The following is a 25,498-nucleotide window of genomic DNA, read 5'->3' on the forward strand; positions in this document are numbered from 1 at the left end:
AGGCGGCCCCTGGTGGGTGCCCAGGACGTTCGCGCCCTCCTCCGGCGGGTGGGCCGCCCGGACAACGGGCTGACACAGCGGCGCGCCGCGCGGGCTGGGCCCGACACGGCGCGTCCTGGTCTTCGGCGTCCTCAGCGGCGGCCGCGCAGCACCTTGATCGCCAGGATGACGGCGACGACAGCCACGGCCGCAGCCACGCGCTCGACGCGAAGGTCGCCCTCGGGTGTCGTCGTCGCGTCGGCGAAGCGAGCCTTGGCCTGGTCGACCTGGCGCTTGGCGATCGCGGAGGGCGTGGCCCTCGCCGTGAGCTCGTTGAGGGTGCGGGCCAGGCGCGTACGGCGCTCGGCGATGTCTGCCTCGAGGGCGGGGATGCTGCTCATGGGTCAGTCCTCACTGAGTCCGAGGTCGCGGCGCAGCTTGGCGACGTGACCTGTGGCTTTGACGTTGTACCAAGCGTGCTCGACCGTGCCGTCCTCGTCGATCACCAAGGTGGAGCGAATCACGCCCTGGACGATCTTGCCGTAGAGCTTCTTCTCGCCGAAGGCACCCCACGCCGTCATGACCGCTTTGTCCGGATCCGAGAGCAGGGTGAGCGAGAGGTGCTCCTTGTCACGGAACTTCGCGAGCTTCTCGGGCTTGTCCGGCGAGATGCCGAGCACGGTGTAGCCATCGGACTTCAGGGACTCGAGCGACTCGCTGAAGTCGCACGCCTGCGTGGTGCAGCCCGGCGTCATGGCGGCGGGGTAGAAGTAGACGATGACCTTGCCACCACGCAGGTCCGAGAGCGTCACGCTCTCGCCGGCGTCGGTGGTCAGGGTGAAGTCCGGGGCAACGTCGCCCGGGCTGAGTCGCTCAGTCACGCAGATCTCCTCGGTGGTCGGCTCTCGCCAAACTATCAGCGGAGCACCGGCAGTCAGTGCGCGAGGCGGGACTCGAACCCGCACACCCGAAGGCACTGGATCCTAAGTCCAGCGCGTCTACCTGTTCCGCCACTCGCGCTTGCGGAAGACAGGGTATGCCGTCCGCCCACCACCTGCGTCCCGCTCCCCCACGACTGATTGCCCGTTTGGCCAGTCGCGAGCGCAGCGAGCTCCTCGCCAAACGGGCAATCAGTCGCGCAGTCCAGGGTCAGGTGAGGCGTTCGCGCAGGATGGGGATCATGGCGCGGAAGGCGCGCCCACGGTGCGAGATCGCGTTCTTCTCGGCGTCGGTGTACTCAGCCATCGAGCGGGTGTCGCCCTCCGGGACGAAGATCGGGTCGTAGCCGAACCCGTTCTCGCCGACCGGGTTCCGGCGGACCGTCCCGGGGACGCGTCCCTCGACCGACTCGACCGAGCCGTCGGGCATGGCCAGCACGGCGGCACACACGAAGGCGGCACCACGGTGCTCGTCGGGCACGTCACCGACCTGCTCGAGGAGCAGGGACAGGTTGGCGCGGTCACGAGCTGCTCGGGGAGCGTCGGCGCCGGCGTGCGTGCCGGACCAGCGCGCGGAGAACACGCCCGGTGACCCGCCGAGCACGTCGACGGCCAGGCCGGAGTCGTCCGCGACGCTGGGGAGCCCCGTGGCCCTGGCGACCGCCACGGCCTTGAGGCGCGCGTTGCCCTCGAAGGTGACCTCGCTCTCGACGACGTCAGGGGCGTCCGGGAACTCCGACGCACCGACGATCTCGAGACCGAGCTCGTCGACGAGCTCGGCGAGGATCTGGCGCAGCTCGTGGACCTTGTGCTCGTTCTGGGTCGCGAGGACGAGCCGAGTCACAGCGTCCGCTCCCGGGGGGCCTCGGCGAGCGCCTGCTTCTGCTTCTCGGTGAGTGCCGCGCATCCAGTCGCCGCGAGGTCGAGCAGCTCGTTGAGGCGGTCACGGTCAAAGGCGGCGTCGGCACCCTCGGCGGTGCCCTGCACCTCGACGTACTTGCCCGACCCGGTCATGACGACGTTCATGTCGGTGTCTGCTGTTGAGTCCTCGGGGTAGTCCAGGTCGAGCACCGGCAGACCACCGACGACCCCCACGCTGACCGCCGCGATCGAGTCCACCAGCGGCGAGGCGTTCTTGGCGATGAGGCCCTTGGCCTTCGCGTCCTCGATGGCGTCAACGAGCGCGACGTAGGCACCGGTGATCGACGCGGTCCGCGTGCCACCGTCGGCCTGCAGGACGTCGCAGTCGACGACGATCGTGTTCTCGCCCAGCGCCTGGGTGTCGATGACCGCGCGGAGGGCTCGGCCGATGAGCCTCGAGATCTCGTGGGTGCGGCCGCCGACCTTGCCCCTGCGGGACTCCCGGTCCGAGCGGGTGTTGGTCGAGCGCGGAAGCATCTCGTACTCGGAGGTCACCCACCCTGTGCCCTTGCCCTTGAGCCAGCGCGGTACCCCCTCGGTGAAGGACGCGGCGCAGAGCACCCGCGTGCGGCCGAACTCGATGAGCACGCTGCCCTCGGCGTGGTCGAGCCAGTTGCGGGTGATCCGCACCTCGCGCAGGTCCTCGGGGGTGCGTCCGTCATGTCTGGTCTGCTGCTGTGAAGTCACACGAGCAGGCTAGACGCGACCCGCGGCCCGGGGCACATCGACGTCAGCAGGGACCGACGTGGTAGACCGCGTCGGCCTGTGCCACCTCGACACCGGGCCAGAACGGCTCGGCCTGCGCACGGCATACCTCTGGGTCGTTCCACGCCGGCATGTGGGTGAGCACGAGCCTCTTCACCCCACCGGCCGCCACGGCCGCCTGGGCCGCACGGCTGGCCGTGAGGTGGATGCCCCGGAACTCGTCGCGCCCGTCGACGAAGGCCGAGTCGGCCAGCACGAGGTCGGCGTCCTTCATGAGGGGCTCGAGGTTCTCGCACGTGTCGGTGTCGCCGGTGTAGCACAGCACCGCCCCGTCGGACTCGACGCGGAAGCCGAAGGCCTCGACCGGATGGCGCACGGCCCGGGCGGTGATCGCCATGGGACCCACCGTGGTGGTCGCCCCGTCATGGAGCCGGTCGACGTCGAAGACCTTGTCCATCCCCCCGTTCTCGAGACCGTGGTACATGAGGGCCAGCCGAGAGGCGGCGCCCTCAGGGCCCCACACCGGCAGCCGCCCGTCGACGGCGCCACCGGGGGCGTAGTGGCGCCACACGTAGAGGCCGCACAGGTCCGCGCAGTGGTCGGGGTGCAGGTGGCTGAGGAAGATCGCATCGAGGTCGTGCAGGTCGAGGTGTCGCTGCAGCGGGCCCAGCGCGCCGGAACCGAGGTCGAACAGGACGTTCCAGGTGCGTTGGCCGTCGTCGACGGACACGAGGTAGCTCGAGGCAGGAGAGGCCGGACCGGCGAACGACCCGCTGCAGCCCACGACCGTGACCTTCACGCGCTCACCTCCGCAGGCTCCCCCACGGACGAGGTGAAGATGTGACCGAAGTTGGGGCCGAGCCCGAGGAACCTCAGTGCGAGCCGGCGGAACTCCTCGGGATCGCCCGTCGTCGTGAAGCCGTGCTGCGGCGCCGGCGCACTGTCCGGACGCAACAGGTCGGCATCGGCGAGCACCCGGTAGAGCTCCTTCGCCGTCTCCTCCGCCGAGGACACGAGCGTGACGTCCGGACCCATGACGTAGGAGATGACACCGGCGAGCAGCGGGTAGTGCGTGCACCCGAGGATGAGCGTGTCGACGTCCTGCTCCTGGAACGGTGCAAGGTACTCCCGGGCCACCGCACGCAGCTCCTCGCCACCGGTCACCCCCGACTCCACGAAGTCGACGAAGCGTGGTGCAGCACCGCTCGTGACGTGCAGCTGCGGGGCTGCGGCGAAGGCGTCGAGGTAGGCGCGCGATTGGTGCGTGCCCAGGGTGGAGATGACACCGATGCGGCCGCTGCGCGTCGCGGCCACGGCGCGTCGGACCGCGGGCCGGATGACCTCCACCACCGGCACGTCGTAGCGCTCGCGCGCATCGTGCAGGACGGCGGCGCTCGCGGTGTTGCAGGCGATGACCAGGGCCTTGACGCCGTGGTTGACCAAGCGGTCGAGGCACTCCAGGGCGAAGGCCCGGGTCTGCGCGATCGGGCGTGGGCCGTAGGGGGTGCGCGCCGTGTCACCGAGGTAGGCCACCGACTCGTGCGGAAGCTGGTCGAGGACCGCTCGGGCGACGGTCAGGCCGCCATAGCCGGAATCGAAGATTCCGATCGGGGAGTCAGGCACCGCCCAAGGTTAAGCGTTGGGACCGGCATCGGGGAGCATCGCCGTGGCGAGCGTCTCCTGAAGCCAGGTGAGGAAGTCGTAGACCGACATCGCGTGCAGGCGAGGGTCGTCGTCGTCCGCGGCGTCCAGCTCCTTCTCGAGACGGTCGACATCGGCGTCCTCACGCAGCCCGAGGCGTTCGCCCAGCACGAGCCGCACGTCGGTGAGGGCGACCACCATGTCGATGGCCGCACGCTCGTCGAGCTCGACGCCCGAGCCGGGCGCACGCAGGGAGGCGATGGCCGACTCGAGGTGTCGGGCCTTGCGCTGGCGCAGGCTGTGCTCGGTGAGCCGGCGGAACTCCGCCGACGCCTGGTCGTCGGCCCGGTTCCCGGCGGGGAGCAACCGCTCGAGGGCAGGGTCGCGGTCCCCGAACGAACGGGCGTCATGGGGCAGGGGACGGGCGTCCGGCAGCTGGTCCTCCGCCGAGACCGAGACTCCCATGCCGAGCCCGCCGAGCCCGGACACGATGGAGTCGAAGTCGTTCCCGCCCCGCGCTGCGGTCGTCGCGTCCCCCGGCTCCGGAGCCACGAGGTCGTGGACCTGCTGCATAAGGCCCGCGACGACGGTGCGCTCCACGGCGTCGAGCTTCGCGGCATACCTGACGGTCCTGCCCTTGCCCTTGCGGGCGAACGCGCGAGCCATCAGTCGTCCTTCTGGCTGGTCATCTCGCCCTTGCTCTCAGAGACATTCGCACGCGCCATCAGTCGTCCTTCTGCCTGGATGTCTCGCCCTTGCTCTCACGGGCTATCGCACGGACCATCAGTCGTCCTTCTGAAACGTGGCCCACAACCCGTACCCCTGCAGCGCCTCGGTGTCGATCTCCATCTTCTCGCGGGAGCCGTGGGAGACGACCGCCCGACCCTGCGTGTGCACGTCCATCATGAGCTTCTCCGCCTTGGCGCGCTCGTAGCCGAAGTAGCTCTGCAGGACATAGGTCACGTAGGACATGAGGTTGACCGGGTCGTTCCAGACGAGAGTGATCCAGGGGACGTCGGGCGCGATGTCGGTCGAGGAGGAGGTGATCTCCTCCTGCACGGGCGCGATGGACACGGCTCCCACAATAGGGTGCCAAGAGTGAGCCCCCACCTCCCCGCACCCGCCCCGTCACCCCGGTCGACCGCACTCCTGACCGACCACTACGAGCTGACCATGGTCCAGGCAGCCCTGCGCTCGGGTGCGGCCTCGCGACGCTGCGTCTTCGAGACGTTCGCCCGCCGCCTGCCCGACGGTCGGCGCTACGGCGTGGTGGCCGGGACGGGCAGGTTGCTCGACGCGATCGAACACTTCCGCTTCGGGGACGCGGAGATCGCGGCCCTGCGGGCGGGCGAGGTCGTCGATGACGAGACGCTCGACTTCCTCGCGGGCTACCGCTTCGACGGGAACATCTCCGGGTATGCCGAGGGCGAGGCCTACTTCCCCGGCTCACCGGTGCTCGTGGTCGAGTCCGACTTCGCCCACGGTGTCGTCCTCGAGACCCTCGTGCTGTCGATCCTCAACCACGACAGCGCCATCGCCAGTGCGGCCTCGCGCATGACCGGCGCCGCGGGCACGCGTCCGTGCATCGAGATGGGGTCCCGGCGCACCCACGAGGAAGCCGCAGTGGCAGCCGCGCGGGCGGCATACATCGCAGGGTTCGAGACGTCCTCGAACCTGGAGGCGGGGCGCCGCTGGGGGGTGCCCACGGCGGGGACCGCGGCGCACGCCTTCACGCTGCTGCACGACGATGAGCGCGAGGCGTTCGCCGCGCAGGTCGAGGTCCTCGGCACGGGGACCACCTTGCTCGTCGACACCTATGACGTCGAGCGCGCCGTGGAGATCGCGGTCGAGGTGGCCGGGCCAGAGCTCGGCGCCGTGCGCCTCGACAGCGGCGACCTGCTCGTCCAGGCCCGAGAGGTGCGAGAGCAGCTCGATGCGCTGGGCGCCACCAACACCAAGATCGTCGTGACCTCCGACCTGGACGAGTTCGCGATTGCCGGGCTGGCGGCCGGTCCGGTCGACGCCTACGGAGTGGGCACGCAGCTCGTCACCGGCTCCGGCGCACCGACGGCCGGCATGGTCTACAAGCTCGTGGCGCGCTCGGACGACTCCGGCGAGATGGTCGGCGTCGCGAAGGCCAGCAAGGACAAGACCTCGGTGGGCGGGCGCAAGTTCGCGCTGCGCCGCCGCACCTCCCGCGGGACCGCGGAGGCCGAGATCATCGGGATCGGTGAGCCGCCTGCCGACGACGGGGACGACCGGGCTCTGCTCGTCGACTACGTGCGTGCCGGGGAGGTCGTCGGGGCGGCGCACGTCCAGCTGGAGGCGGCGCGTGACCGCCACGAGTCGTCGGTCGCCGAGCTGCCCCGTGCCGCCCACCAGCTCAGCCGGGGCGAACCCGCGATTCCGACGACCTACCTCTGACAAACCCCAAGAACCACTGATTGCCCGTTTGGGCAGTATTTCCGCACCGACCCAACGGGCAATCAGTCGTGCTTGTCAGCGCCGCTTACCGCTCCAGGAGAGGTGGTACTTGCCGTCGTCGCACGCCAGCCCGCCCTCACCGAGGTCCAGCGGACGGAAGGTGTCGACCATGACGGCGAGCTCGTCGAAGTACTCCGCGCCGATCGACGCCTCCGCCGCGCCCGGCTGGGGGCCGTGGGCATGGCCGCCCGGGTGCAGCGAGATCGAGCCCTGTCCGATGCCCGAGCCCTTGCGGGCCTCGTAGTCGCCCTCCACATAGAACATGACCTCGTCGGAGTCCACGTTGGAGTGGTAGTAGGGCACCGGGATGGACAGCGGGTGGTAGTCGACCTTGCGGGGCACGAAGTTGCAGACGACGAAGTTGGTGCCCTCGAAGACCTGGTGCACCGGCGGCGGCTGGTGCACCCGGCCGGTGATCGGTTCGTAGTCGCGCACGTTGAAGACGTAGGGGTAGAGGCAGCCGTCCCAGCCGACGACGTCGAGCGGGTGGAAGGGCAGGGTGTGGATCGTGCCGACGATCCCGCCGGACGCCGCCGGCCCCGAGCCGCGATGCTTGATGTAGACCTCGGTCTCGTCGCCCTGCTTGGCACCCACGTCCTCGGCGAGCAGCGGTCCCTGGGGCACCCGCAGGTCGCGCTCGCAGTAGGGGGCGTGCTCGAGCAGCTGGCCGTACTTGCTCAGGTAGCGCCTCGGCGGGGCGATGTGGCTGTTGCCCTCGATGACATAAGCCCGCAGCGGCTCCTTGCGCGAGGCGACCGGGATCCAGCGGTGCGTCGTCGCCCTCGGGATGATGAGGTAGTCGCCCTGAGCGACCTCGAACGCGCCGAAGACGGTCTCGACCCTGGCCGCGCCCCGCTCGATGTAGACGCACTCGTCGCCGATGGCGTTGCGGTACCACGGGCTCGTGGCGCCGGCGACGGCATACGAGATGCGCACGTCACCGTTGCCGAGCAGCAGGCGCCGCCCCGTGACGACGTCGGTGTCCTTGACCGTTTTGCCCTTGTCGAAGAGCGCATGCGGCTGCAGGTGCAGGGGCCTGAGCGGGTGGTTGGGCGTCGTGGACAGGTCGCCGATGTCCCACACGCGTGCGTCGACGATGGTCGACGGGATACCCCGGTGGTAGAGCAGCGAGGAGTCCGACGAGAACCCCTCCTCGCCCATGAGCTCCTCGTAGTAGAGCTCGCCGGTCTTGCCCCGACCGGCCGGTCGCCGGTGCTGCGTGTGCCGCTTGGGCGGGATGCTGCCCATCGACTGGTAGTGCGCCACTTGCTCTCCACCTCACTGTGGTCCGGAACGGGTCTCAACCCTGTGCCAATCTGCTGCTTCCCCCAGACTAGTAGCGTGTCAGGCATGTCAACGGCGCCTCCCGCCCTGCTCGCAGGGCTCATCGACGATGCCGCCGTCTTCCCTCCCGGCAAGGCGCCCCTCGACATCGCGGTGGCCCGCCACCGTGGTCACCGGACAGCGGCGTATGCCGGCCTGGTCGGTCCGCTGCTCGTGCCCGCTTCCGGCGTGGAGGCCCTCGTGGCCGAGGCTCGCGGGGGCAGCGACGACAGCGGTGAGCCGCTGCGGGTGGCACTCATCGCGCGCCCTGGAGTCGACCCGTCAGTGGTGGTGGCCGCAGTGAAGCGCCTCGCAGACGTGGATGAGGCAACGGCAGTGGGTGCCGAGCTCGGCTGGTTCCCGGGGTGGCGCGACGTGCCGGTCGGACAGCTTCCGCTCACGCTGGAGGTCCCGCGGGGCAAGGACCGGGACCGGGCCCTGGAGGACATCCGGGCCGGCACCGACGAGGCCGGTCACGTCGTCCAGGCGAAGTTCCGCACCGGCGCCACCCCGTCCTGGCAGTGGCCCGACGAGGGGGAGCTGGCGGCGTTCATCCACGACTGCGCCCGGCTGGGTGTCCCGTTCAAGCTCACCGGCGGCCTGCACCACGCCGTCCGCGCCGAGCACCACGGCGAGCCGCAGCACGGACTTCTCAACGTGCTTCTCGCGGTGCGCTCGGCCTCCAACGACGGAGCGCTGCCTGCCGTCGAAGCGCTTCTGGCACACCGCGACTCGCGGATGCTGGTGGACACCGTGTGCGACCTCGACGAGACGGACGCGGCCCGGCTGCGCAGCTTCTTCACGGCATACGGATGTTGTGAGGTCACCGACCCCATCGGTGAGCTCGACGACCTCGGCATCCTCGACCTCGACCGCCGCCCCACTGAGGAGACCCCTTCATGACCTGGCTCGACCTGCCTGCCGACCACCCCTTCGGCATCACCAACCTTCCCTACGGCGTCTTCTCCACCCCGGGGTCCGAGCCCCGCGTCGGCACCCGCATCGGGGACCACGTCCTCGACCTCGGCGCGTGCGCCGAGAAGGCAGGGATGGAGTCGTATGCCGTGTGGCAGCAGCCGTCGCTCAACGCCTTCCTGGGCCTGGGCCGTCCTGCGTGGACGTCAGCGCGCGAGTGGCTGGTCGAGGCCCTGACCAACCCGGCCATGCGCGACTGCGTCGAGCCCTACCTGCTCGCCGCGGCCGACGTGACGATGCACCTGCCCATCGAGGTCGCCGACTATGTCGACTTCTATGCGAGCGAGCAGCACGCCACCAACGTCGGCAGAATCTTCCGCCCCGACTCCGAGCCGCTCACCCCCAACTGGAAGCACCTGCCCATCGGCTATCACGGCCGCGCCGGCACCGTCGTCGTCTCGGGCACGGACGTCGTGCGTCCCAGCGGCCAGCGCAAGCCCCCGACCGAGTCCGAGCCCGTCTTCGGGCCCAGCGTCCGGCTCGACATCGAGGCCGAGCTGGGCTTCATCGTCGGTGGAGCGACGCAGCTGGGTTCGCCGGTCTCGGTGGCAGCTGCCGATGACCACCTCTTCGGGGTCGTGCTGCTCAACGACTGGAGCGCGCGCGACATCCAGGCCTGGGAGTACGTCCCCCTCGGGCCGTTCCTCGGCAAGTCCTTCACCACGACGATCTCCCCCTGGGTCGTGACGACCGAGGCCCTGCGCTCCGCCCGGGTGCCGCTGCCCGGCCAGACCAATCCCACTCCCCTGCCCTACCTGCAGGGTGAGGCGACCGATGACGGTGCGGGCACGGCATACGGGCTCGACATCACCTACGAGGTCGAGTGGAACGGCACGGTCGTCTCACGACCGCCCTACTCCTCGCTGTACTGGTCACCCGCGCAGATGCTCGCGCACATGACGGTCAACGGCGCGACCCTGCGCAACGGCGACCTCTTCGGGTCGGGCACGATCTCCGGCGCCGAGAAGGAGCAGCGTGGCTCGTTCCTCGAGCTGTCGTGGAGCGGCCAGGAGCCGGTCACGCTCGACGACGGAAGCGAGCGCACGTTCCTCGAGGACGGCGACACCGTGGTGCTGCGCGCGACTGCGCCCGGCCCCGACGGGACGACCATCTCGCTCGGCGAGTGCGTCGGGACGATCCGCCCCGCTCGCTAGGGCGTGGTCCGGCGCTCGGCGCGCCCCTTGATGACGATCGTCCTGGCGACCTTGTCGTGGAGCGCCTGGTTCCGGTCGTCCGCAATGGGCCAGACGAGGTCGATGACCAGGGCGACGGAGCCGATGAGGGACGCGTACGGCAGGTTGCCCAAGGCCTGCACGGCGGCCTGGAAACCGGCCCGTCGCAGGGCGGTGTCCATGTCGAGCACACCCGCACGGTCGACGCGTCGCACGCTGATGCCGACGGCCATCTTGCCGGGGGTGGCGCCCCACCGGACCAGGCAGAACACGTGGTAGATCATGAAGAGCACGAGCTGCAGGGCGATGAAGGCGGCAAGGTAGCCCAGGCTTGCCTGGGTGATCGCCTGGCTCATGGCCTCGACGTCCCCGGTGTTCAACGCGGTGTCGAACTGCTCCAGGACCGGCTCGAGGGCCTTCCAGAGGAACCAGCCACCGAGGAGCAGCGAGACGGCACCGACCACCAACATGTCGAGGATGTAGGCGACGACGCGCAGCCCATAGGACGCGAGCACCGGCTGGCCGGGGAGCGTCGACTGCCCGGGCCGCAGGGTCTGCGCCAGCGGACCCGTCTGCTGGTGTGGCTGCGGCCCCCACCCGGCCGGCCGTTCACCCGGAGCCGTCGGTTGCGGCGCGACGGGTCCCTGGTGGGCCCGCTTGCGCAGCGGCGTCGTGTTGGCGGTCCAGAGGATGCCGTCGAAGTAGCGCAGCTCTTCGGGGTTGTCGGGGTTCTCGTACCACCCGGGGCTGCTGGGGGTGCTCATGACCCGCAGGATGTCACACGGAGCACCCCACGCCCGCATCGCCGGCGGGAGGCTCCCATGCGTCCAGCCGGCTCAGCTCCTCATCGACGGGATCCGCCGGGCACTGAGCAGCACACCGGCGAGGACCACGGCCGCATAGAGCCCCACAAGGAGTCCGGCGTCTGCCACCGTGATCGGGAGTGGTGGCCGTAGCTCGAACTGGCCCCAGAAGTCGTAGATGCGACTACCGAAGACAGCCATGACGTTGCGCGGGTCCCAGGCCACGACGAACGGCGCCATGAACAGGGCGAGCGCGGCCAGGACGAGCGGCCAGGAGGAGGATCCCGTGAGCGCACCCATGAGGTATCCCACCAGCCCGAACCCCAGGCCCACCATCGCGGTCAGGGCGATCTTCGCCCACAACGCACGGCTCTCGGGAAGCACCAGGGGGTAGGCGACCTGGTCACGCACCTCACCCGCGAAGAGCTGACCTGCACCACCGACGAGGAACCCGAGACCGGCCGTGGCCAGGGCCGCCGCCGCGGCTGCCACCGCGAGCACCAGGCTCTTGGCCAGGACGATGGTCGACCAACTCTGGCGGGTGGCGCGGAAACCGACCGTTCCAGCGACACGGTCCACCAGGGCGATGCGCGTGCCGAGGAAGAGGAACAGCAGGGGCACGACGAGGAACGTCACGAAGTCGAGCGCGGTCGCGGCCATGCTCGCCGGCTCGACGGCGCGCACGGCGGCGGACAACTGCAGGAAGTCGTACTTCAACGGGTTGTCGATCGTCTGGGACCCCCCGGAGGTGGTGACGGCAACTGGGGCCGCGAGCGCGGCCTCCAAGGTGATGCCCTGGTGGGCGAAGCGGGCGACCTGCTCCTCGAAGCCACGGACAGCCGCCACCGCGTGGCTCCTCGAGCCGACGTAGGAGAGGACCACACCCACGGTCAGGACGAAGAGGGCCGCCAGCGCCTGGCGGGTGTGGACGAAGAGCAGCAGCTCAGAGCGGAGTTCGCGTCGCACGCGAGTCGTAGAGGTCAACAAGGGAGCTCTCCTTCGGTGTGGGACAAGGCGGTTGGGCCACGCGTTCGAGCCCGCCCTCGCGCAGAATGCTGACGGTGTCGACGAGGCCGGAGTAGAACTCGAGGTTGTGGCCCGTGAGGACGATGGTTCGCTCCTTCTTCAGGGCCTGGAGGTCTTCCTGGAGGCGCACCATCGAGGTCCGGTCGAGCCCGTTCGTCGGCTCGTCGAGGAGGAGGACGGGAGAGGTCGAGTTCAGTGCCATCGTCAGCGTGAGACGCATCCGTTCGCCGTGCGAGTACGTCGAGACCCTGGACCCGAGCTTTGCCTCGCTGAGGTACTGGATCGAGCCGTCCACGCTTTCCGGGCAGAGCACTGACAGGTTCTGACGGCCGGTCAGGCGAAGGTAGGCGGGGGCGGTGTCGAAGACCGGCGTGAGGGTCCTGCTCTCGGGTGCGATGCGCCGGCCCTCCCACGTCACCTGCCCGAGGTGTCGCTCGATGCCCATGATGCAGCGCAGGAGGGTGCTCTTGCCCGCGCCGTTCTCGCCCATGACGAAGTGGACAGCGTGGGGTTCGAAGGAGGCGCTCAGGTCGTTGAGGACCGGGGTGCTCCCGTAGCTCTTCGTGAGGCCGACGACGTCGAGGGTCATGACAGGCAGCTTTCTGTTGTGCGGGTGCCTGGAGGGCTCGTGTGAGCCCTCCAGGCAGGTGGGCGGATCAGTCGGACCAGGCCGACCAGGCGCCGTCGTGGTTCACCGAGAGGCGGTGGATGAAGTCGGAGGTGTAGACCGTGACGTCACCCCACGGCGTCACCACCCCGGCCCCGATGGTGTTGGCCGCACGGAACCGGTCGTTTCGCACCGTGTCGTAGTACTTCGAGATGCCCTTGTTGCGCGCCACGTTCGGGAAGACGGAGCCGGACTGCTGGTAGGGGCTCGTCCAGTTCACCCGGGTCCAGTCGAACCCGAAGTCGACGTTGTCGCGGGTCCACATGAGGAAGGAGCCCCGGTAGTAGCTCGCCCGACGGCTGGCCGTCGTCAGTGCTACGGCGTTGCTCGAGGGCTTCACGGCCCCGGCCGACACGGTGCTGCCCGCCACGAAGCTGTCGATCGCGGCCTGCTGGCTTGCCGAGAGGTCCGTGCGGGCCTCGAGCTGGGCGGGCGACAGCGTGTCGGCACTGGCGGCCTGCATCGGAGCGACGAGCGCTCCGACACTGAGGAGGAGTACTGCGGCCTTGCGCATGTTCTGTTCCCTTCGATCGCGGTGATCGAGACGGTCCCGATCACCTGTCCTCAACGGGGTCCAGGAGCTACGCTCGTCGAGGATCTTCTGCATCCCAACTGCCGAAGTCCGGCCCGGACCAGTGCCTCTGGTCCGGGCACTTTTCTTGGTGACCGGGCAGTGATCAGGACGCTAGCGAGCGGGGGCTGCGCGGTGACAGGCCAAAGGCCTGTCCGGGTCGGGCCATGTCCGCAGTGGGCCAGACCGCACTCCTGCCCACCGCCCATGCCGCCGCTGAGAAACCGCCTGGTCGCGGAGGGGAGAGCTGCTTGAGCTAGTCGAAGGGGCTGTCGATCCATCCGCGTGCGGAGGCTCGCAGCGCGAGGTCGAACCTGCTGCGTGCGTTGAGAGTGACGGCGAGACCCGCCACGAGCCGGCGGATGGTGCGCGTGGACTGGCCTGTCGAGCGAGCGATGGCCTCGTCCTTGTGTCCCAGCGCCAGCAGGTTCAGGACAGCGAGCTCCATCGGCCGCGGCCCCTCGGCTGGGTGGCTCGGCGCCGTTGCGGTGATGGGGTCGGAGTCCTTCCAGTGCAGCTCGAACAGGCTGTGCAGCAGATGGACGATGGTGCCGTGGTCAATGAACGTGGCGCCTTCGGCGGACACCTCTGGATCCAGGGGCAGCACCGCGACGCTCCGGTCGAACAGCAGCATGCGGGTGGGCAACGTCGGACGAGTTCGGACCTTGATCCCGAGGTCGGCCGACAACAGGAGGTGGCGGGCCTCGGTGGCATCGCGGTAGAAGGCCTCGAGGCAGACCATGCGCAACGTCACTCCGCGAGCGAGCAGCAGTCCGTCCAGGCGGCGTCCCTCGGCCGCTGCGTGCGCGGGCGCCTGCACGGTGACGAAGGAGCAGACCTCGTTCTTGACTTCTCGGCCCAGCTCGGAGAGCCGCTCCATGACCTCGTCGCGGCGGTACAGGGTGACGACCCCCGGGGCGTCGATGTGCCGGCCACCGTTGGCGAACACGTCGGAGAGGCGGTCCACGAGCTGTCGGGTCTCGGCCAGCTCGTCCATGTGGACGGCGAGACGACGCTCCCGGTCGGCGAGGAGTCCGTTGAGGGCCGACCGGGGGTGGATCAACGACCAGCCGGCGCCCGGTTCGGGCTTGACCACCCCCAAGGACTCGAGGTCCTCGAGCCGGGCGGTCACCACCTTCTCGTCGAGGTCGGTCAGGCCGGACAGCGTCGCGACGTCCCGCTGCGGGTGCTCCAGGAGGGCCTCGAGCACCGCCATCAGCGCTTCGTCACGCACGTCACCGTTGACGACCTCACTGTCGGACGACCACCCCATGGGCTCACGCTATCGCCGAAGCCGCCGGGGCGCGCGACACCCTCACCTGTCGGCGGCGCGTGTCACCAGCAGACCACGCACCACGTCTGGATGACGTCGACGACGCCCTGCAGCGGGGGCAGGCCGAGCCGCTCCCAGGCGGTCGTGAACGTGAGCAGCGAGTAGATGTCCATGTGTGGGTCCCCTGTGTTCTGCGAGTCGTGCGGTTACCCGCTGAGCCTCACACCCACCGGGCCGCCGCGCATCACGATTCGGGTGTCCGCAAGGGGCAGTGTCCGCTTGCGGCCTTGGCTACACGCGGGAAACCTCGCTCTCGTGGTCAGCCCAGCGCCCGCTCGAACGTCACGAGGACGCCCTCGACACCGCCGGGGCCGATGCGCCCCTTCACCTCGACCGAGGTGATCTGCTTGAGCTGCCAGCCCTTGGACGCCCACTCGTTGAGGACCGACTCGAGCTTGTCGGCGGACATCTTGCCGCCGATCATGCCTTCACGGATCTGCACGACCTTGTACTCGTATCCCATGCCCCAACCCTACGGTCGACTTCGCTTGACGACGGGCGACTTCGCTTGACGACGGGCGACTTCGCTTGACGAACGCCCTCTTCGCTTGATGGCGGACGTCAAGCGAAGAGGGCGCAACCCACTTCAGGCGGGAAAGGTGGGGCGGGTGGGGTGGGGTCAGAGGTTGCCGCGCTTGTCCTGCTCGCGCTCGATGGACTCGAAGAGGGCCTTGAAGTTGCCCTTGCCGAAGCCGAGGGAGCCGTGGCGCTCGATGATCTCGAAGAAGACCGTCGGGCGGTCGCCGAGCGGCTTGGTGAAGATCTGCAGCAGGTAGCCGTCCTCGTCACGGTCGACGAGGATCTTGCGCTTCTTGAGCTCCTCGATCGGCACGCGGACCTCGCCGATGCGGGCGCGCATCTCCGGGTCGTCGTAGTAGGCGTCCGGGGTGTCGAGGAACTCCACACCCTCGTTGCGCAGCCAGTCGACGCTGCCCAGGATGTCGTTGGTCGCGACGGCGAGGTGCTGGGCACCGGGGCCCTGGTAGAAGTCGAGGTACTCGTCGATCTGGCTGCGCTTCTTGGCGATGGCCGGTTCGTTGAGGGGGAACTTCACCCGGTGGTTGCCGTTGGCCACGACCTTGGACATGAGGGCCGAGTAGTCGGTGGCGATGTCGTCACCGATGAACTCGGCCATGTTCACGAAGCCCATGACGCGGTTGTAGAAGGTGACCCACTCCTCCATCTTCCCGAGCTCGACGTTGCCGACGATGTGGTCCAGGGCCTGGAAGAGGCGCTTGGGCGCACCCTCGCGCTTGGTGTAGGTCGTCTCCTTGACGACGTAGCCCGGGAGGTACGGACCCGCGTAGGTCTGGCCGTCCACGGAACGCTGCACGAGGGTGTGGCGCGTCTCGCCGTAGGTCGCGATGGCGCCGATGCGCACCGAACCGAACTCGTCGGACACCGTCTCGGGCTCCTGGACGACGCGGGCGCCGGCGGCCCTGGCCTGCGCGATGCACTTGTCGACGTCGGGGACCTCGAGCGAGATGTCGACGACACCGTCACCGTGCTTGGCGTGGTGGGCGATGAGCGGGCTGTCCGGGCTGACCGCACCCTTGAGCACGAAGCGGATCGAGCCCGACTTGAGGACGAACGCCTTGTGGTCGCGGTTGCCGTTCTCGGGGCCGGAGTAGCCGACGAGCTCCATGCCCCAGGTGGACTGGTAGTACTGCGCTGCCTGGGTCGCGTTGCCGACGACGAACACGATGGCGTCCCAGCCGGTGACGGGGAACGGGTCCTTGCTCTCGTCGTACTCCACGAGCCCGACGAGTCGCTTGAGCTCCTGGATGTTGAGGTCGGCCGCGCGCTCCTGGTCGGTGAGGTCGATCGGGTTGCCGTTCGCCTCCGGCAGGGCGTGCGAGGCCTGGTCCTTCAATGTCGTGTCAGTCATGGTTGCAGGGTGTCTGACCCACGCAGGATGTGCAACGGTATGCCGCCGCGCTGCACAGACTGCGCACCGTGTTGCCTTTTCGTGGGTACGGGGCCGACACTGTGCCCATGATCCGACCCGACGGCATCGACGCCCTGGACGCCCGCCTCATCGCGCTCTTCACCGAGAACCCGACGGTGGGCGTGCTCGGCGCTTCGCGCAGCCTCGGAGTGGCGCGAGGGACGGTCCAGGCCAGGCTCGACCGGCTGCAGGGCCGCGGCATCATCTCGTCGATGGGGCCACAGGTCGACCCCGTCGCGCTGGGCTATCCCGTGACGGCGTTCTGCACGCTCGAGATCCGTCAGCGCCAGGGTCACGAACCGGTGGTGGCGCACCTGGCCGCCATCCCCGAGGTGCTGGAGATCCACTCGACGACGGGCATCGGTGACCTCATCGTGCGGGTCGTCGCCCGCGACAACGCCGACCTGGGCCGCGTCATCGACGAGATCATCGACGACGTGCACGTCCTGCGGGCCAACACGTCGATGTGCCTGGTGACCCACCTCGACCACCGCACGGGTCCTCTCGTCGAGGCGTCAGCCCGGCGAGGGTCCGACTCCTGACCCACGTCCGAACGACGTCACGCAGGGAAGGCGTTGCCGAGCACGAAGGCCGCCCAGATGGACCCGACGATGAGCAGCCCCCCGAGCACGGAGACCGCCATGCCGCGGGAACCGCCGGTGGCCCTGCGCCGCAGGCCGCCGACCACCACGAGGAGGGCTCCGACGACGTTCATGGGGATGGCGACGAGCCACGCCCACGTCCCCGTCGTGAAGGCACCGAAGGTGAAGGCGCCGGCGATGAGGACCGCGATCACCACGAGGGCGATCTGGTTGACGGTGATCTTGGCTTCGAGGATGTTCACCGGATCACCACGTCCCGAACGAGGCCGGCGGCCGGGGTGGGTCGTGGCGAGGAGCCTCCTGCTCCGGCGCCCGCCTGCCGTCGCTCGACGGCTCGGGAGTCGGCCAGTCCGGAATCCTCGTCTCCGGGTCACCCGGCCGGGAGTGGCGCGCCATGTGTTCGAGCCCCTCGCGCAGCTCCGGGTCGTTCTCGCTCTCCTGCTCGACGATGCTCCGCAGCCATCTCCCGACCTGCTCGCGGTAGGCCTGCGCACTCGAGTGCTCGTCCCGGCCGGTCAGCACGTCGGCCCACGACGTCTCCTCACGGTCCAGCCGGCGTTGCAGCTCACGTCGATCGGGTCCCAGCGCGCCCGTCCGCGCCTCCTTCTCCTCCTGCTCCCGGTCGGCGCGTGAGTCCTCGGCCTCGGCATCGAGCTCGGCGCGCGCACGCGCCATCAGGTCGTTGGCCTCACCCACCTTGGCCAGGAGGTCGTGGATGTCGTCCTCCTGCCGGCGCAGCGCGGCCTCCGCCTCGAAGACGGTGCTCTCCTCGGCCCAGCGTGCGTCGCTCACCGGAACCCTGCCTCCGCCGTCTCGTCGACGTGGTTGCCGGCCGACGAGCTGTCGGCCGACGCGGCGAAGCTGAGGATGACGTTGAGGGCCGAGAGCGCCGTGGCGACCGCCGCAGCCGCCGCGGACAGGGCCGGCAGCAGCCTGGTCAGCTCCTTGATGAGGTCGATGGCCTGGTTGATGAGCCGGATGGCTCGCCGCACCCCGGCGCCACCAGTGAAGATCTCCTTGGCGAGCTTGGCCAGGCTCATCGTCAGCACCCACTCCTCGACGAGCCCCAGGAGACCGCACGCCGCGTTCACGACCTGCTCGGTGGCCTTGAGCATGTTGCCGAGCTGCCGGCTCATCAACCCACAGGCGGTGCCCTGCCGGCGGTGGGCGGCAGCGTGCTGGGCCATCCTCGACTGGGCGCGCTCGGCTGCCGGCGCCTGCCAGGCGTCGCCCACCGCGCCCGCGATGGTGTCGTAGTTGTTGCCCGCCGCGGTCAGGGCCAGCCCCACGTTGTGCCAGTTCGACCTGAGGCGGTCGACGCCGTTGAAGTCGCCCGCGATCGGGGACATGAGGGCCTCGATCGGGGAGAAGTGCAGCAGCTTCTGGGCGGCCCAGTCGATGGCCTGGAGGATGATGCCGCAGTTGCCCTTGGCGGACTCGATCATGGCGCCGTAGGCGTCTCCGCCCGACGCGGGCACGAGCAGGTCCTTGGGGTCCTGCAGGGTGATGGCGGTCATCGAAGCCCCTTGTTCTCGAAGTGCTCGTAGTCGTGCTGGTCCTCGACCGCCCCCTGGCCGTCCTGGATCGTCTGTGCCACCGACTCACCCTCCCCGAGGACCGAGATGATCGGCAGCGGGTTGCCCCGTCCCCCACCACGGTGCCTTGGCCCGACGCCATCCTCCCTCTCCAGCTCACGGATGCCTTCGTCGAGGTCCTCCGCGAGACCGGAGCCACTGGCGAGGTTCTTGTCCGTTGTGGTGACGAGGGGGTCGGTCCCCGGTGTCATTCCCGGGATCTGGGGCAGCTCCACCTCGACGGTGATGCCCTTGAGACGGGTGGAGGCCGCGATGTCGTCCTGGCGGTAGCGCCTGCGGTTGTTGTCGATGGTCGTGGCGATCGCCGTGGCGCTCGAGTGCCCCTTGGCCAGACTCTGCTCCGCCGTGTCGTAGGCCTCCTCGTACTGCGCCTTGAAGACCCCGAGGAACCCGGTGAACGCAGCGGCGTCGTCACAGTGGCCGGTGACGAAGGAGTGGGCAGCCTCCAGGTAGCCGGCGTTGAGGGCCGCCGCGGCCCGGAGACTGCGCATCCCCGCGTAGTCGACCTCGATCTCCGTCACTGCTGGTCCCTCCCCGCGTGCGATCAGAACGTGTGCGTGTGTCCCGAACTCTAAAGAACTCCCTGCCCCCGGGCGATGGGGAGCACTCCCCACCTCACCGGCGTCGCACTAGCGACGCCCGACGAACCAGTTGCGCACCTTGTCGATGCGCACCGCCACCTGCTCGGAGGACGCGGCCGCGAGCTCCGGCCCGCCACACGCCCTGCGCAGCTCCATGTGCACGTTGGCGTGCGGCGCCCCGGTCTTCTTGGCATAGGCCGCCACGAGCTTGTTGAGTTCCTTGCGCTGCGCAGCCAGCGCCCGGTGGGCGGAGATCGGCGCCTCGGACGCGCGGGGCTTGCGACCCGTGGCACTCGACTGCTTGGCCTGGCGTTCGTGGAGGAGCACCGACACCTGGTCGGGCTCGAGGAGGCCCGGCAGGCCGAGGTAGTCCTGCTCCTCGTCCGAGCCGACGTCCGCATGCAGGCCGAACTGCTGCGCGTCGAAGAGGACGTGGTCGAAGTGGGCGTCGGACTCGAGCGCCTCGAAGCTCTCCTCCTCGAGGCCCATCGTCCGGTCGGTGCGGTTCGCCGCCGCGATGAGGCCCTCCTCCTCGGCCCACATGGAGGCTTCTGCCTCGGGGTCGCTCTTGCGGTTGAGGGCGTGGTCGCGCTCGAGCTCCATCGACGCGGCGTGCTCGAGGATCGTGGGCACCGAGGGCAGGAAGACCGAGGCCGTCTCGCCACGCTTGCGTGCCCGCACGAAGCGGCCGACGGCCTGGGCGAAGAACAACGGTGTGGACGTCGACGTGGCATAGACGCCGACGCAGAGCCGGGGCACGTCGACCCCCTCGGAGACCATGCGGACGGCGACCATCCAGCGGGCGTCTCCCGCCGAGAACTCCTCGATCCGCGCGCTCGACCCGGCGTCGTCTGAGAGCACGACGGTCGTCTTCTCGCCCGTGAGCGAGTGCAGGATCCTGGCGTAGGCGCGCGCCGTCGTCTGGTTCGTCGCGATGACGAGTCCCCCGGCGTCGGGTACGTGCCGCCGGACCTCCGTGAGGCGCTTGTCGGCCGCGGCCAGGACCGACGGGACCCACTCCCCCTTGGGGTCGAGAGCCGTGCGCCAGGCCTGGGCCGTCTGGTCCTTGGTCAGCGGCTCACCCAGGCGGGCGGCGATCTCGTCGCCGGCCTTGGTGCGCCAGCGCATCGCGCCGCCGTAGGCGAGGAACAGCACGGGACGCACGACAGCGTCACGCAACGCGGCGGCATACCCGTAGGTGTAGTCGGCGGCGGAGCGCACGATCCCGGCCTCGTCCATCTCGTAACGCACGAACGGGATGGGGTTGGAGTCCGAGCGGAAGGGCGTCCCGGTCAGCGAGAGCCGGCGCACGGCCGGGGTGAACGCCACGCGGATGGCGTCCCCCCAGCTGCGGGCGTCTCCGCCGTGGTGGATCTCGTCGAGGATGACGAAGGTCGGGGTCGCCTCGGTCCTGCGCTGGTGCAGGTCGGGCCGGGCGGCGACCTGGGCGTAGGTCAGCGCCACTCCGTCGTACTCGTGCGAGTGGACGGCGGTGGAGTTCGAGAACTTGGGGTCGAGCTGGATGCCCACGCGAGCGGCAGCCTCCGACCACTGGGTCTTGAGGTGCTCGGTGGGCGCGATGACCGTGATCGCCCGGACCTCCCTGCTCTCGAGCAGCTCGGCCGCGATGCGCAGGGCGTAGGTCGTCTTCCCGGCGCCGGGGGTGGCCACGGCCAGGAAGTCCTTGGCATCCGCCTCGAGGTATGCCGTCAGGGCCTCCTGCTGCCAGGCGCGCAGCTTCGCTGCGGTACCCCACGCCGCCCGCTCCGGGAAGGCGGGACTTAGGTGGCTGGCAGCAGAGGTACTCATCGGCTCCGCAAGGGTAGACGAGATCGTGGTGGCGACATGCCGAGGGCCCGCCTCCCGGACGGGCCCTCGGTGAGGTGCTGGCCCTGCTCAGGGGCCGCGGTGACGGGTCAGCCGCGGTAGGCGATCCAGCCACTCTGCATGCGCGCGAGCTGACCGGAGGAGAAGTGGTCCATGCACGCGTCGGTCGTGTAGTCCATGAAGTTGCGGATCGGGTCCAGGCCCGGGAGCGTGCAGGTGTCACGTCCGGTCGGGCACCCCGAGGCCGGGCTCGCCTCGGCGGGCGTGTCACGCACGTAGTCACCGGCCGTGTCCGAGCAGCCGCCCTGGAACGTGTGGTAGAGGTTCAGCCAGTGGCCGATCTCGTGCGTCGCCGTGTCGCCCTGGTTGTAGGGAGAGGCGGTGCCACCGGGCAGGCTCTCGTCGAGGATGACGACCCCGTCCATGACGTCAGCCTGCTTCTTGGGGAAGGTCGCCCAGCCGAGCAGGTTGCTGCCGAGGTCGGCGGTGTAGATGTTGAGGTCCGAGTTGTCACCCTGGTGCAGGGCGGTCTTCATCGCGCGCTCCTGGGTGGTGCCGTGGTCGAGCCCGTTGTACCAGGACGCGTTGTTGGTCGTCGTCGTCCCCCTGAGTGCGAAGCTGAAGCCGGTGCCGGAGTAGGCGCTGTTGAGGACGCTGATCTGGCCGTTGATCTCGCTGGCGCTCAGCGCACCCCTGGTGCCGTCGGTGATGGTGTGCCAGTAGACGTCGATGGTCGCCGGAGCGAAGGAACCGCCACCACCGCCGCCGGGCTTCCTCGCCTCACCGGCCGCGTTGCGCGTGTAGCCCTTGGCGGCGAGCGCCTTGGTGAGCTGGGCCTCCATCGCCTTGGCCTGGGCCGTCGAGACGTCGTGCGGGTCGCGAGCGTGGGAGCTGCGACCGGCCACGGCCGAGCCGGAGGCGGCATCGGTGGCGCACTCGGCCCGGACGCCGTTGAGGCCGGCGGTCGGGATGGCCGACGCGCTCGTGACGCCGAGACCAAGACTTGCAGCGGAGAGGATCGAGGCCGCGAGAACTGCCGCGGAACGCACTGGGCGAACAGACATGTGGTGTCCCTTTCGGTGCACGAACCCGGGTGGGGTTCGAGGGAACCGAACCTAGCGACGCCACCGCCCGCGCTGATACCAGAAACGGTCCTGAAGTCGGTCAAGGTTTGGCAAAGCGGGTCAGGCTGCCCGACCTCTCACTCGCCGCCGTCCTGGGGTGCGCGGAAGCCTTCGTAGATCTCCTTGCACTCCGGGCACACCGGGAACCGCTTGGGGTCGCGCCCGGGGATCCACACCTTGCCGCACAGGGCCGTCACCGGCTCTCCGGAGAGCGCGGACTCGAGGATCTTCTCCTTGCGCACGTAGTGCGCGAAGCGCTCGTGGTCACCCGGCTCCTGGACCTGGGGCAGCGTCTCCTCGCGTTCGAGGACGGCCGTCTGGGTCGAGGGACCGGAGGGCTGCTGCTGGGGGGCGCCGGGGTCACTGAGGGGGCTCTGCGGATCGCTCACCCGACCAGAGTACGTCGGGTCAGTTGAGCTCTGGGTCCGACGGGAAGTACGCGACGAAGGCGAGCTCGCTGCTCTGGCGTCGGAGCACGCGCTGCCACAGGTGCTCGGGGTCGTCGGTGAGCAGGTCGTCGGCCAGGGAGTCCACGACCATCCAGGAGCCACGCTGGAGCTCGTGCTCGAGCTGCCCGGCGGACCACCCGGCATACCCGGCAAAGATCCGGAGCCCGCCGACCTCCGGCATGACGAGCAGCGGCGGCGTGTCGAGGTCGACGATCGCCACCGACCCGAAGAGCCGCTGGCTCCCCGGCGGCAGGGCATCCTCACCCGGGACGGTGACGAGGCCGAGCGCCGAGTCGAGCTGGACGGGTCCGCCCTGGAAGAGCGTCTGCGGCTGGGCGATGTGCTCGCCCCACCCCGGCAGGACGGAGTCGACGTCGGCGCCCAGGGGTTTGTTGAGGACGACCCCCTGGGCGCCGCTGACGTCGTGCTGGAGCATGAGGATCACGCTGCGGTGGAACACCCCGTCGTCGAGCTGGGGGGTGGAGACGAGCAGGCGGCCCGTCGTGCGGTCAGCGGTCACGCTTCCATTCTGCACGGCCACCGGGCCCGCGGCGCTCGCCACCCTGACGTCCTCCCGAACTCCCCTGGTGGCCGCGCGAGGCGCCCTGGAAGCGACGCGGCGGCCCGCCCGGACGATGACCGCGCTGGGGCTGCTTCGCCTCGAGCAACGGCTTCCAGACCTCGTCGGCGACCGGCACCATCGACGGGGTGCGTCCACCGGCTGCCGCGACGTGCTCGTCACCGGGGCGCACGCGGATCGGCGCGACGTCGAGACCGGCGGCCTCGGCCAGGCGCTCCATGGTCCGCTTCTGGTGCGGCAGCGCGAAGGTCACGACCGTCCCCTTCTCGCCGGCGCGAGCCGTGCGGCCGGCACGGTGCAGGTAGTCCTTGTGGTCGGCGGGAGGGTCGGCCTGCAGGACCAGGCCGATGTCGTCGACGTGGATGCCGCGGGCGGCCACGTCGGTCGCCACGAGCACCGGCAGCGAGCCGTCGCGGAAGGCACCGAGCGCCCGGTTGCGCAGGTTCTGCGACAGGCCGCCGTGGATGGCGGCCGCGAGGACGCCCTTCTCGCGCAGCTCGCGGGCGATGCGGTCGGCACCGAGCTGGGTGCGCACGAAGACCACCGTGCGTCCGTCTCGGGCGGCGAGCTCGGCCGTGAGCTGCTTCTTGTTGTTGGGGTCGATGAGCATGATGTGGTGGCTCATCGTCGTGACGCTGGCGGTCACGTCCTCGGTCGAGTGCGTCACCGGGTCGGTGAGGTAGCGGTCGACCAAGGTGTCGATGCCCTTGTCGAGGGTCGCCGAGAAGAGCAGCCGCTGACCTCCGGCCGGCACCTTGTCGAGGATGGCGGTGACCTCGGGCAGGAAGCCCATGTCGGCCATGTGGTCGGCCTCGTCGAGGATCGCGACCTGCACGTCGTCGAGCTCGACGGCGCCGCGCTCGATGAGGTCGGCGAGGCGACCCGGGGTGGCGACGAGGATGTCGATGCCCTTGGCGAGCGCCTTGACCTGCGGCTCGTAGGACAGGCCACCGGCGACGAGCTTGTGGCGCAGGCCGGTCACGTGCACGAGCGGCTCGAGGGCGTCGCTCACCTGCATGGCGAGCTCACGCGTGGGCACCATGATGAGCGAGCGCGGGCGCTTGCTCGCGGGCTTCGTGCCGTCGACGAGGCGGGTGATCGTCGGGAGGCCGAAGGCGAGGGTCTTGCCGGAACCGGTCTGGCCGCGGCCGAGGACGTCACGACCCGCGAGCGCGTCCGGGATCGTCGCATCCTGGATGGGGAACGGGGTCGTGATGCCGTCGCGTGCCAGCCGCTCGACGAGGCGGGGGTCGACACCGAGCCTGGCAAAACCGTTGTCCTCGGTCACCGTCGCGGGTCCGGTGCCCTTCTTGGACTCGTACTTCACCCAGGTGTCGGCCTGGGCACGCTCGGCCTCTGCCTCCTCGAAGGTGCGGGGCTGCTCGAGGTCGTGGCGGTGCTCGTCGAAGTGACGGCCCTCGTGGCGGTCGCGACGCACCGGATCGGCCACGCGACGCGCCGGGGTGTCGCTGTCACGACGGAAGGGCGGGCGACCCTCGCGACGCTCCCCGTAGGCCGGGCGGCTGCCGCGGTCATCGCGACGCTGGCCATGGGCCGGACGCTCACCTCGAGTGTCACGTCCCTGGTAGCCACGGCTCTCGCTGCGGTCGTCACGACGCTGGCCGTATGCCGGACGCTCACCCCGGCTGTCGCCGCGCGAGTCGCTGCGCTGGTCACGTCCCTGGTAGCCGCCACGGCTGTCGCTGCGGTCGTCACGACGCTGGCCGTATGCCGGACGCTCACCACGGCTGTCACCGCGCGAGTCGCTGCGCTGGTCACGTCCTTGGTACCCGCCGCGGCTCTCGCTACGGTCGTCACGTCCCTGGTAGCCGCCGCGCGCACCGGCGCGGTCGTCACGGCGAGGCGCAGAGGAGCCACGGTCGTCGCGGCGCTGGTAGCCACCGCGGTCGCTGGTCACGCGCGCGTCGCGGCTGTCGCGTCGATCCGGGCGCTCGCTGCGCTCGGGGCGCGCGCTGCGGTCCGACGGGGCCTCGCGGTCCCAGCGCGGGCTGCGCTCCGAGCGAGGCGCCTTGGTGCGGGAGGGGCCGTCGGGCTGGCCGCGGTGATGGCTCTTCTTGGCTCCCTGGGCCTTGGCGGCCTTCTGGGAGGAGGTCCAGCGCGGCTTCTTGGCGCCGGCGGAGGGCTTCTTGGGCATGATGAATCACTCGATCCGAGTCGATGGTGGTGGGCGTCTACGGCCCTCCACGCGACTTCTGTGTCAACGAGATTCAACGGGCTGGAACGCGGGCGCCGG

At 69.8% G+C, this 25,498-nt stretch carries 29 protein-coding genes and 1 tRNA gene; 4 read left to right on the plus strand and 26 right to left on the minus strand.

Annotated features, from left to right (window positions below; all coding sequences use genetic code 11):
• Positions 1–131 precede the first annotated feature (131 nt).
• The 9 genes from ASG74_RS01650 to clpS form a co-directional block, all read right to left on the minus strand.
• Positions 132–380: a DUF3618 domain-containing protein gene (locus ASG74_RS01650; protein WP_056138303.1), complete on the minus strand. Its 249-nt coding sequence runs from the start codon at positions 378–380 to the stop codon at positions 132–134.
• A gap of 3 nt (positions 381–383) precedes the next feature.
• Positions 384–860, minus strand: coding sequence for a thioredoxin-dependent thiol peroxidase (bcp, locus tag ASG74_RS01655; RefSeq protein ID WP_056138305.1), 477 nt, complete (start codon positions 858–860; stop codon positions 384–386).
• Between the two features lie 57 nt (positions 861–917).
• Positions 918–999 (minus strand) — tRNA-Leu (locus tag ASG74_RS01660).
• 129 nt (positions 1,000–1,128) lie between these two features.
• Positions 1,129–1,761, minus strand: coding sequence for an RdgB/HAM1 family non-canonical purine NTP pyrophosphatase (rdgB, locus tag ASG74_RS01665; RefSeq protein ID WP_056138307.1), 633 nt, complete (start codon positions 1,759–1,761; stop codon positions 1,129–1,131).
• Positions 1,758–2,525 (minus strand): ribonuclease PH, encoded by a 768-nt coding sequence (rph, locus tag ASG74_RS01670; protein ID WP_056138309.1) that lies wholly within the window; start codon positions 2,523–2,525, stop codon positions 1,758–1,760. Before rph ends, rdgB begins: the two co-directional genes overlap by 4 nt.
• 43 nt (positions 2,526–2,568) lie before the next feature.
• Complete coding sequence (locus tag ASG74_RS01675) at positions 2,569–3,342, minus strand: MBL fold metallo-hydrolase (protein ID WP_056138310.1); 774 nt, start codon at positions 3,340–3,342, stop codon at positions 2,569–2,571.
• Positions 3,339–4,166, minus strand: a complete 828-nt coding sequence (murI, locus tag ASG74_RS01680; protein WP_056138312.1) for a glutamate racemase — start codon at positions 4,164–4,166, stop codon at positions 3,339–3,341. Before murI ends, ASG74_RS01675 begins: the two co-directional genes overlap by 4 nt.
• 9 nt (positions 4,167–4,175) lie before the next feature.
• Complete coding sequence (locus ASG74_RS01685) at positions 4,176–4,850, minus strand: DUF2017 family protein (protein WP_056138316.1); 675 nt, start codon at positions 4,848–4,850, stop codon at positions 4,176–4,178.
• A gap of 117 nt (positions 4,851–4,967) precedes the next feature.
• The gene (clpS, locus tag ASG74_RS01690; protein WP_056139530.1) at positions 4,968–5,258 is read right to left on the minus strand and encodes an ATP-dependent Clp protease adapter ClpS; all 291 of its coding nucleotides are present in this window, start codon (positions 5,256–5,258) and stop codon (positions 4,968–4,970) included.
• Positions 5,259–5,282: 24 nt separating this feature from the next.
• Here clpS and ASG74_RS01695 point away from each other — a divergent pair, with 24 nt between their 5' ends.
• Positions 5,283–6,608: a nicotinate phosphoribosyltransferase gene (locus tag ASG74_RS01695; protein ID WP_056138318.1), complete on the plus strand. Its 1,326-nt coding sequence runs from the start codon at positions 5,283–5,285 to the stop codon at positions 6,606–6,608.
• A gap of 75 nt (positions 6,609–6,683) precedes the next feature.
• Here ASG74_RS01695 and ASG74_RS01700 read toward each other — a convergent pair whose 3' ends face one another.
• Complete coding sequence (locus ASG74_RS01700) at positions 6,684–7,934, minus strand: homogentisate 1,2-dioxygenase (protein ID WP_056138321.1); 1,251 nt, start codon at positions 7,932–7,934, stop codon at positions 6,684–6,686.
• 84 nt (positions 7,935–8,018) lie between these two features.
• Here ASG74_RS01700 and ASG74_RS01705 point away from each other — a divergent pair, with 84 nt between their 5' ends.
• Together ASG74_RS01705 and fahA are read left to right on the plus strand one after the other, a co-directional pair.
• Positions 8,019–8,894 carry a hypothetical protein gene (locus tag ASG74_RS01705; protein WP_056138323.1) on the plus strand — a complete coding sequence of 292 codons (876 nt, stop codon included), beginning with the start codon at positions 8,019–8,021 and terminating at the stop codon, positions 8,892–8,894.
• Complete coding sequence (gene fahA / locus ASG74_RS01710) at positions 8,891–10,120, plus strand: fumarylacetoacetase (protein WP_056138325.1); 1,230 nt, start codon at positions 8,891–8,893, stop codon at positions 10,118–10,120. The genes ASG74_RS01705 and fahA overlap by 4 nt, the downstream gene beginning before the upstream one ends.
• Here fahA and ASG74_RS01715 read toward each other — a convergent pair.
• The 7 genes from ASG74_RS01715 to hppD form a co-directional block, all read right to left on the minus strand.
• Positions 10,117–10,902 carry an RDD family protein gene (locus tag ASG74_RS01715; protein WP_162252782.1) on the minus strand — a complete coding sequence of 262 codons (786 nt, stop codon included), beginning with the start codon at positions 10,900–10,902 and terminating at the stop codon, positions 10,117–10,119. The genes fahA and ASG74_RS01715 overlap by 4 nt on opposite strands.
• Positions 10,903–10,974: 72 nt before the next feature.
• A complete protein-coding gene (locus ASG74_RS01720) occupies positions 10,975–11,907 on the minus strand; it encodes a hypothetical protein (protein ID WP_056138331.1) in 933 nt (310 codons plus the stop codon).
• Positions 11,885–12,556: an ATP-binding cassette domain-containing protein gene (locus ASG74_RS01725; RefSeq protein ID WP_056138334.1), complete on the minus strand. Its 672-nt coding sequence runs from the start codon at positions 12,554–12,556 to the stop codon at positions 11,885–11,887. Before ASG74_RS01725 ends, ASG74_RS01720 begins: the two co-directional genes overlap by 23 nt.
• 67 nt (positions 12,557–12,623) lie before the next feature.
• Positions 12,624–13,148 carry a hypothetical protein gene (locus tag ASG74_RS01730; RefSeq protein WP_056138338.1) on the minus strand — a complete coding sequence of 175 codons (525 nt, stop codon included), beginning with the start codon at positions 13,146–13,148 and terminating at the stop codon, positions 12,624–12,626.
• Positions 13,149–13,461: 313 nt separating this feature from the next.
• Positions 13,462–14,478 (minus strand): hypothetical protein, encoded by a 1,017-nt coding sequence (locus ASG74_RS01735; protein WP_056138341.1) that lies wholly within the window; start codon positions 14,476–14,478, stop codon positions 13,462–13,464.
• Positions 14,479–14,797: 319 nt separating this feature from the next.
• A complete protein-coding gene (locus ASG74_RS01740) occupies positions 14,798–15,001 on the minus strand; it encodes a DUF4177 domain-containing protein (protein WP_056138343.1) in 204 nt (67 codons plus the stop codon).
• A 156-nt stretch (positions 15,002–15,157) separates the two neighbouring features.
• Entirely contained in the window at positions 15,158–16,426 is a 1,269-nt protein-coding gene (hppD, locus tag ASG74_RS01745; RefSeq protein ID WP_082569454.1) for a 4-hydroxyphenylpyruvate dioxygenase, read from the minus strand.
• A 107-nt stretch (positions 16,427–16,533) separates the two neighbouring features.
• Between hppD and ASG74_RS01750 the strand changes: the two genes are divergently transcribed.
• The gene (locus tag ASG74_RS01750) at positions 16,534–17,028 is read left to right on the plus strand and encodes an Lrp/AsnC family transcriptional regulator (protein ID WP_056138345.1); all 495 of its coding nucleotides are present in this window, start codon (positions 16,534–16,536) and stop codon (positions 17,026–17,028) included.
• Positions 17,029–17,045: 17 nt separating this feature from the next.
• Here the strand turns inward: ASG74_RS01750 and ASG74_RS01755 are convergent, their stop codons facing one another.
• The 9 genes from ASG74_RS01755 to ASG74_RS01795 all read right to left on the minus strand — a co-directional run bounded on the left by ASG74_RS01755 (position 17,046) and on the right by ASG74_RS01795 (position 25,399).
• Entirely contained in the window at positions 17,046–17,330 is a 285-nt protein-coding gene (locus ASG74_RS01755) for a hypothetical protein (RefSeq protein WP_056138347.1), read from the minus strand.
• A gap of 4 nt (positions 17,331–17,334) precedes the next feature.
• The gene (locus ASG74_RS01760) at positions 17,335–17,880 is read right to left on the minus strand and encodes a hypothetical protein (protein WP_056138353.1); all 546 of its coding nucleotides are present in this window, start codon (positions 17,878–17,880) and stop codon (positions 17,335–17,337) included.
• The gene (locus ASG74_RS01765; protein WP_056138356.1) at positions 17,877–18,605 is read right to left on the minus strand and encodes a hypothetical protein; all 729 of its coding nucleotides are present in this window, start codon (positions 18,603–18,605) and stop codon (positions 17,877–17,879) included. Before ASG74_RS01765 ends, ASG74_RS01760 begins: the two co-directional genes overlap by 4 nt.
• Positions 18,602–19,204: a hypothetical protein gene (locus ASG74_RS01770; protein WP_056138358.1), complete on the minus strand. Its 603-nt coding sequence runs from the start codon at positions 19,202–19,204 to the stop codon at positions 18,602–18,604. The genes ASG74_RS01765 and ASG74_RS01770 overlap by 4 nt, the downstream gene beginning before the upstream one ends.
• Before the next feature lie 108 nt (positions 19,205–19,312).
• Positions 19,313–21,073: a DEAD/DEAH box helicase gene (locus ASG74_RS01775; RefSeq protein ID WP_056138360.1), complete on the minus strand. Its 1,761-nt coding sequence runs from the start codon at positions 21,071–21,073 to the stop codon at positions 19,313–19,315.
• Positions 21,074–21,180: 107 nt separating this feature from the next.
• Positions 21,181–22,155: a zinc metalloprotease gene (locus tag ASG74_RS01780; RefSeq protein ID WP_056138361.1), complete on the minus strand. Its 975-nt coding sequence runs from the start codon at positions 22,153–22,155 to the stop codon at positions 21,181–21,183.
• A gap of 137 nt (positions 22,156–22,292) precedes the next feature.
• Positions 22,293–22,604 (minus strand): DUF3039 domain-containing protein, encoded by a 312-nt coding sequence (locus ASG74_RS01785; RefSeq protein WP_056138363.1) that lies wholly within the window; start codon positions 22,602–22,604, stop codon positions 22,293–22,295.
• Positions 22,605–22,623: 19 nt separating this feature from the next.
• The gene (locus tag ASG74_RS01790; RefSeq protein ID WP_056139535.1) at positions 22,624–23,184 is read right to left on the minus strand and encodes a YqgE/AlgH family protein; all 561 of its coding nucleotides are present in this window, start codon (positions 23,182–23,184) and stop codon (positions 22,624–22,626) included.
• The gene (locus tag ASG74_RS01795; protein WP_056138365.1) at positions 23,174–25,399 is read right to left on the minus strand and encodes a DEAD/DEAH box helicase; all 2,226 of its coding nucleotides are present in this window, start codon (positions 25,397–25,399) and stop codon (positions 23,174–23,176) included. The genes ASG74_RS01790 and ASG74_RS01795 overlap by 11 nt, the downstream gene beginning before the upstream one ends.
• Positions 25,400–25,498: the final 99 nt, after the last annotated feature.

Origin of the sequence: Knoellia sp. Soil729 (assembly GCF_001427985.1) — a bacterium.
GTDB lineage: Bacteria > Actinomycetota > Actinomycetes > Actinomycetales > Dermatophilaceae > Knoellia.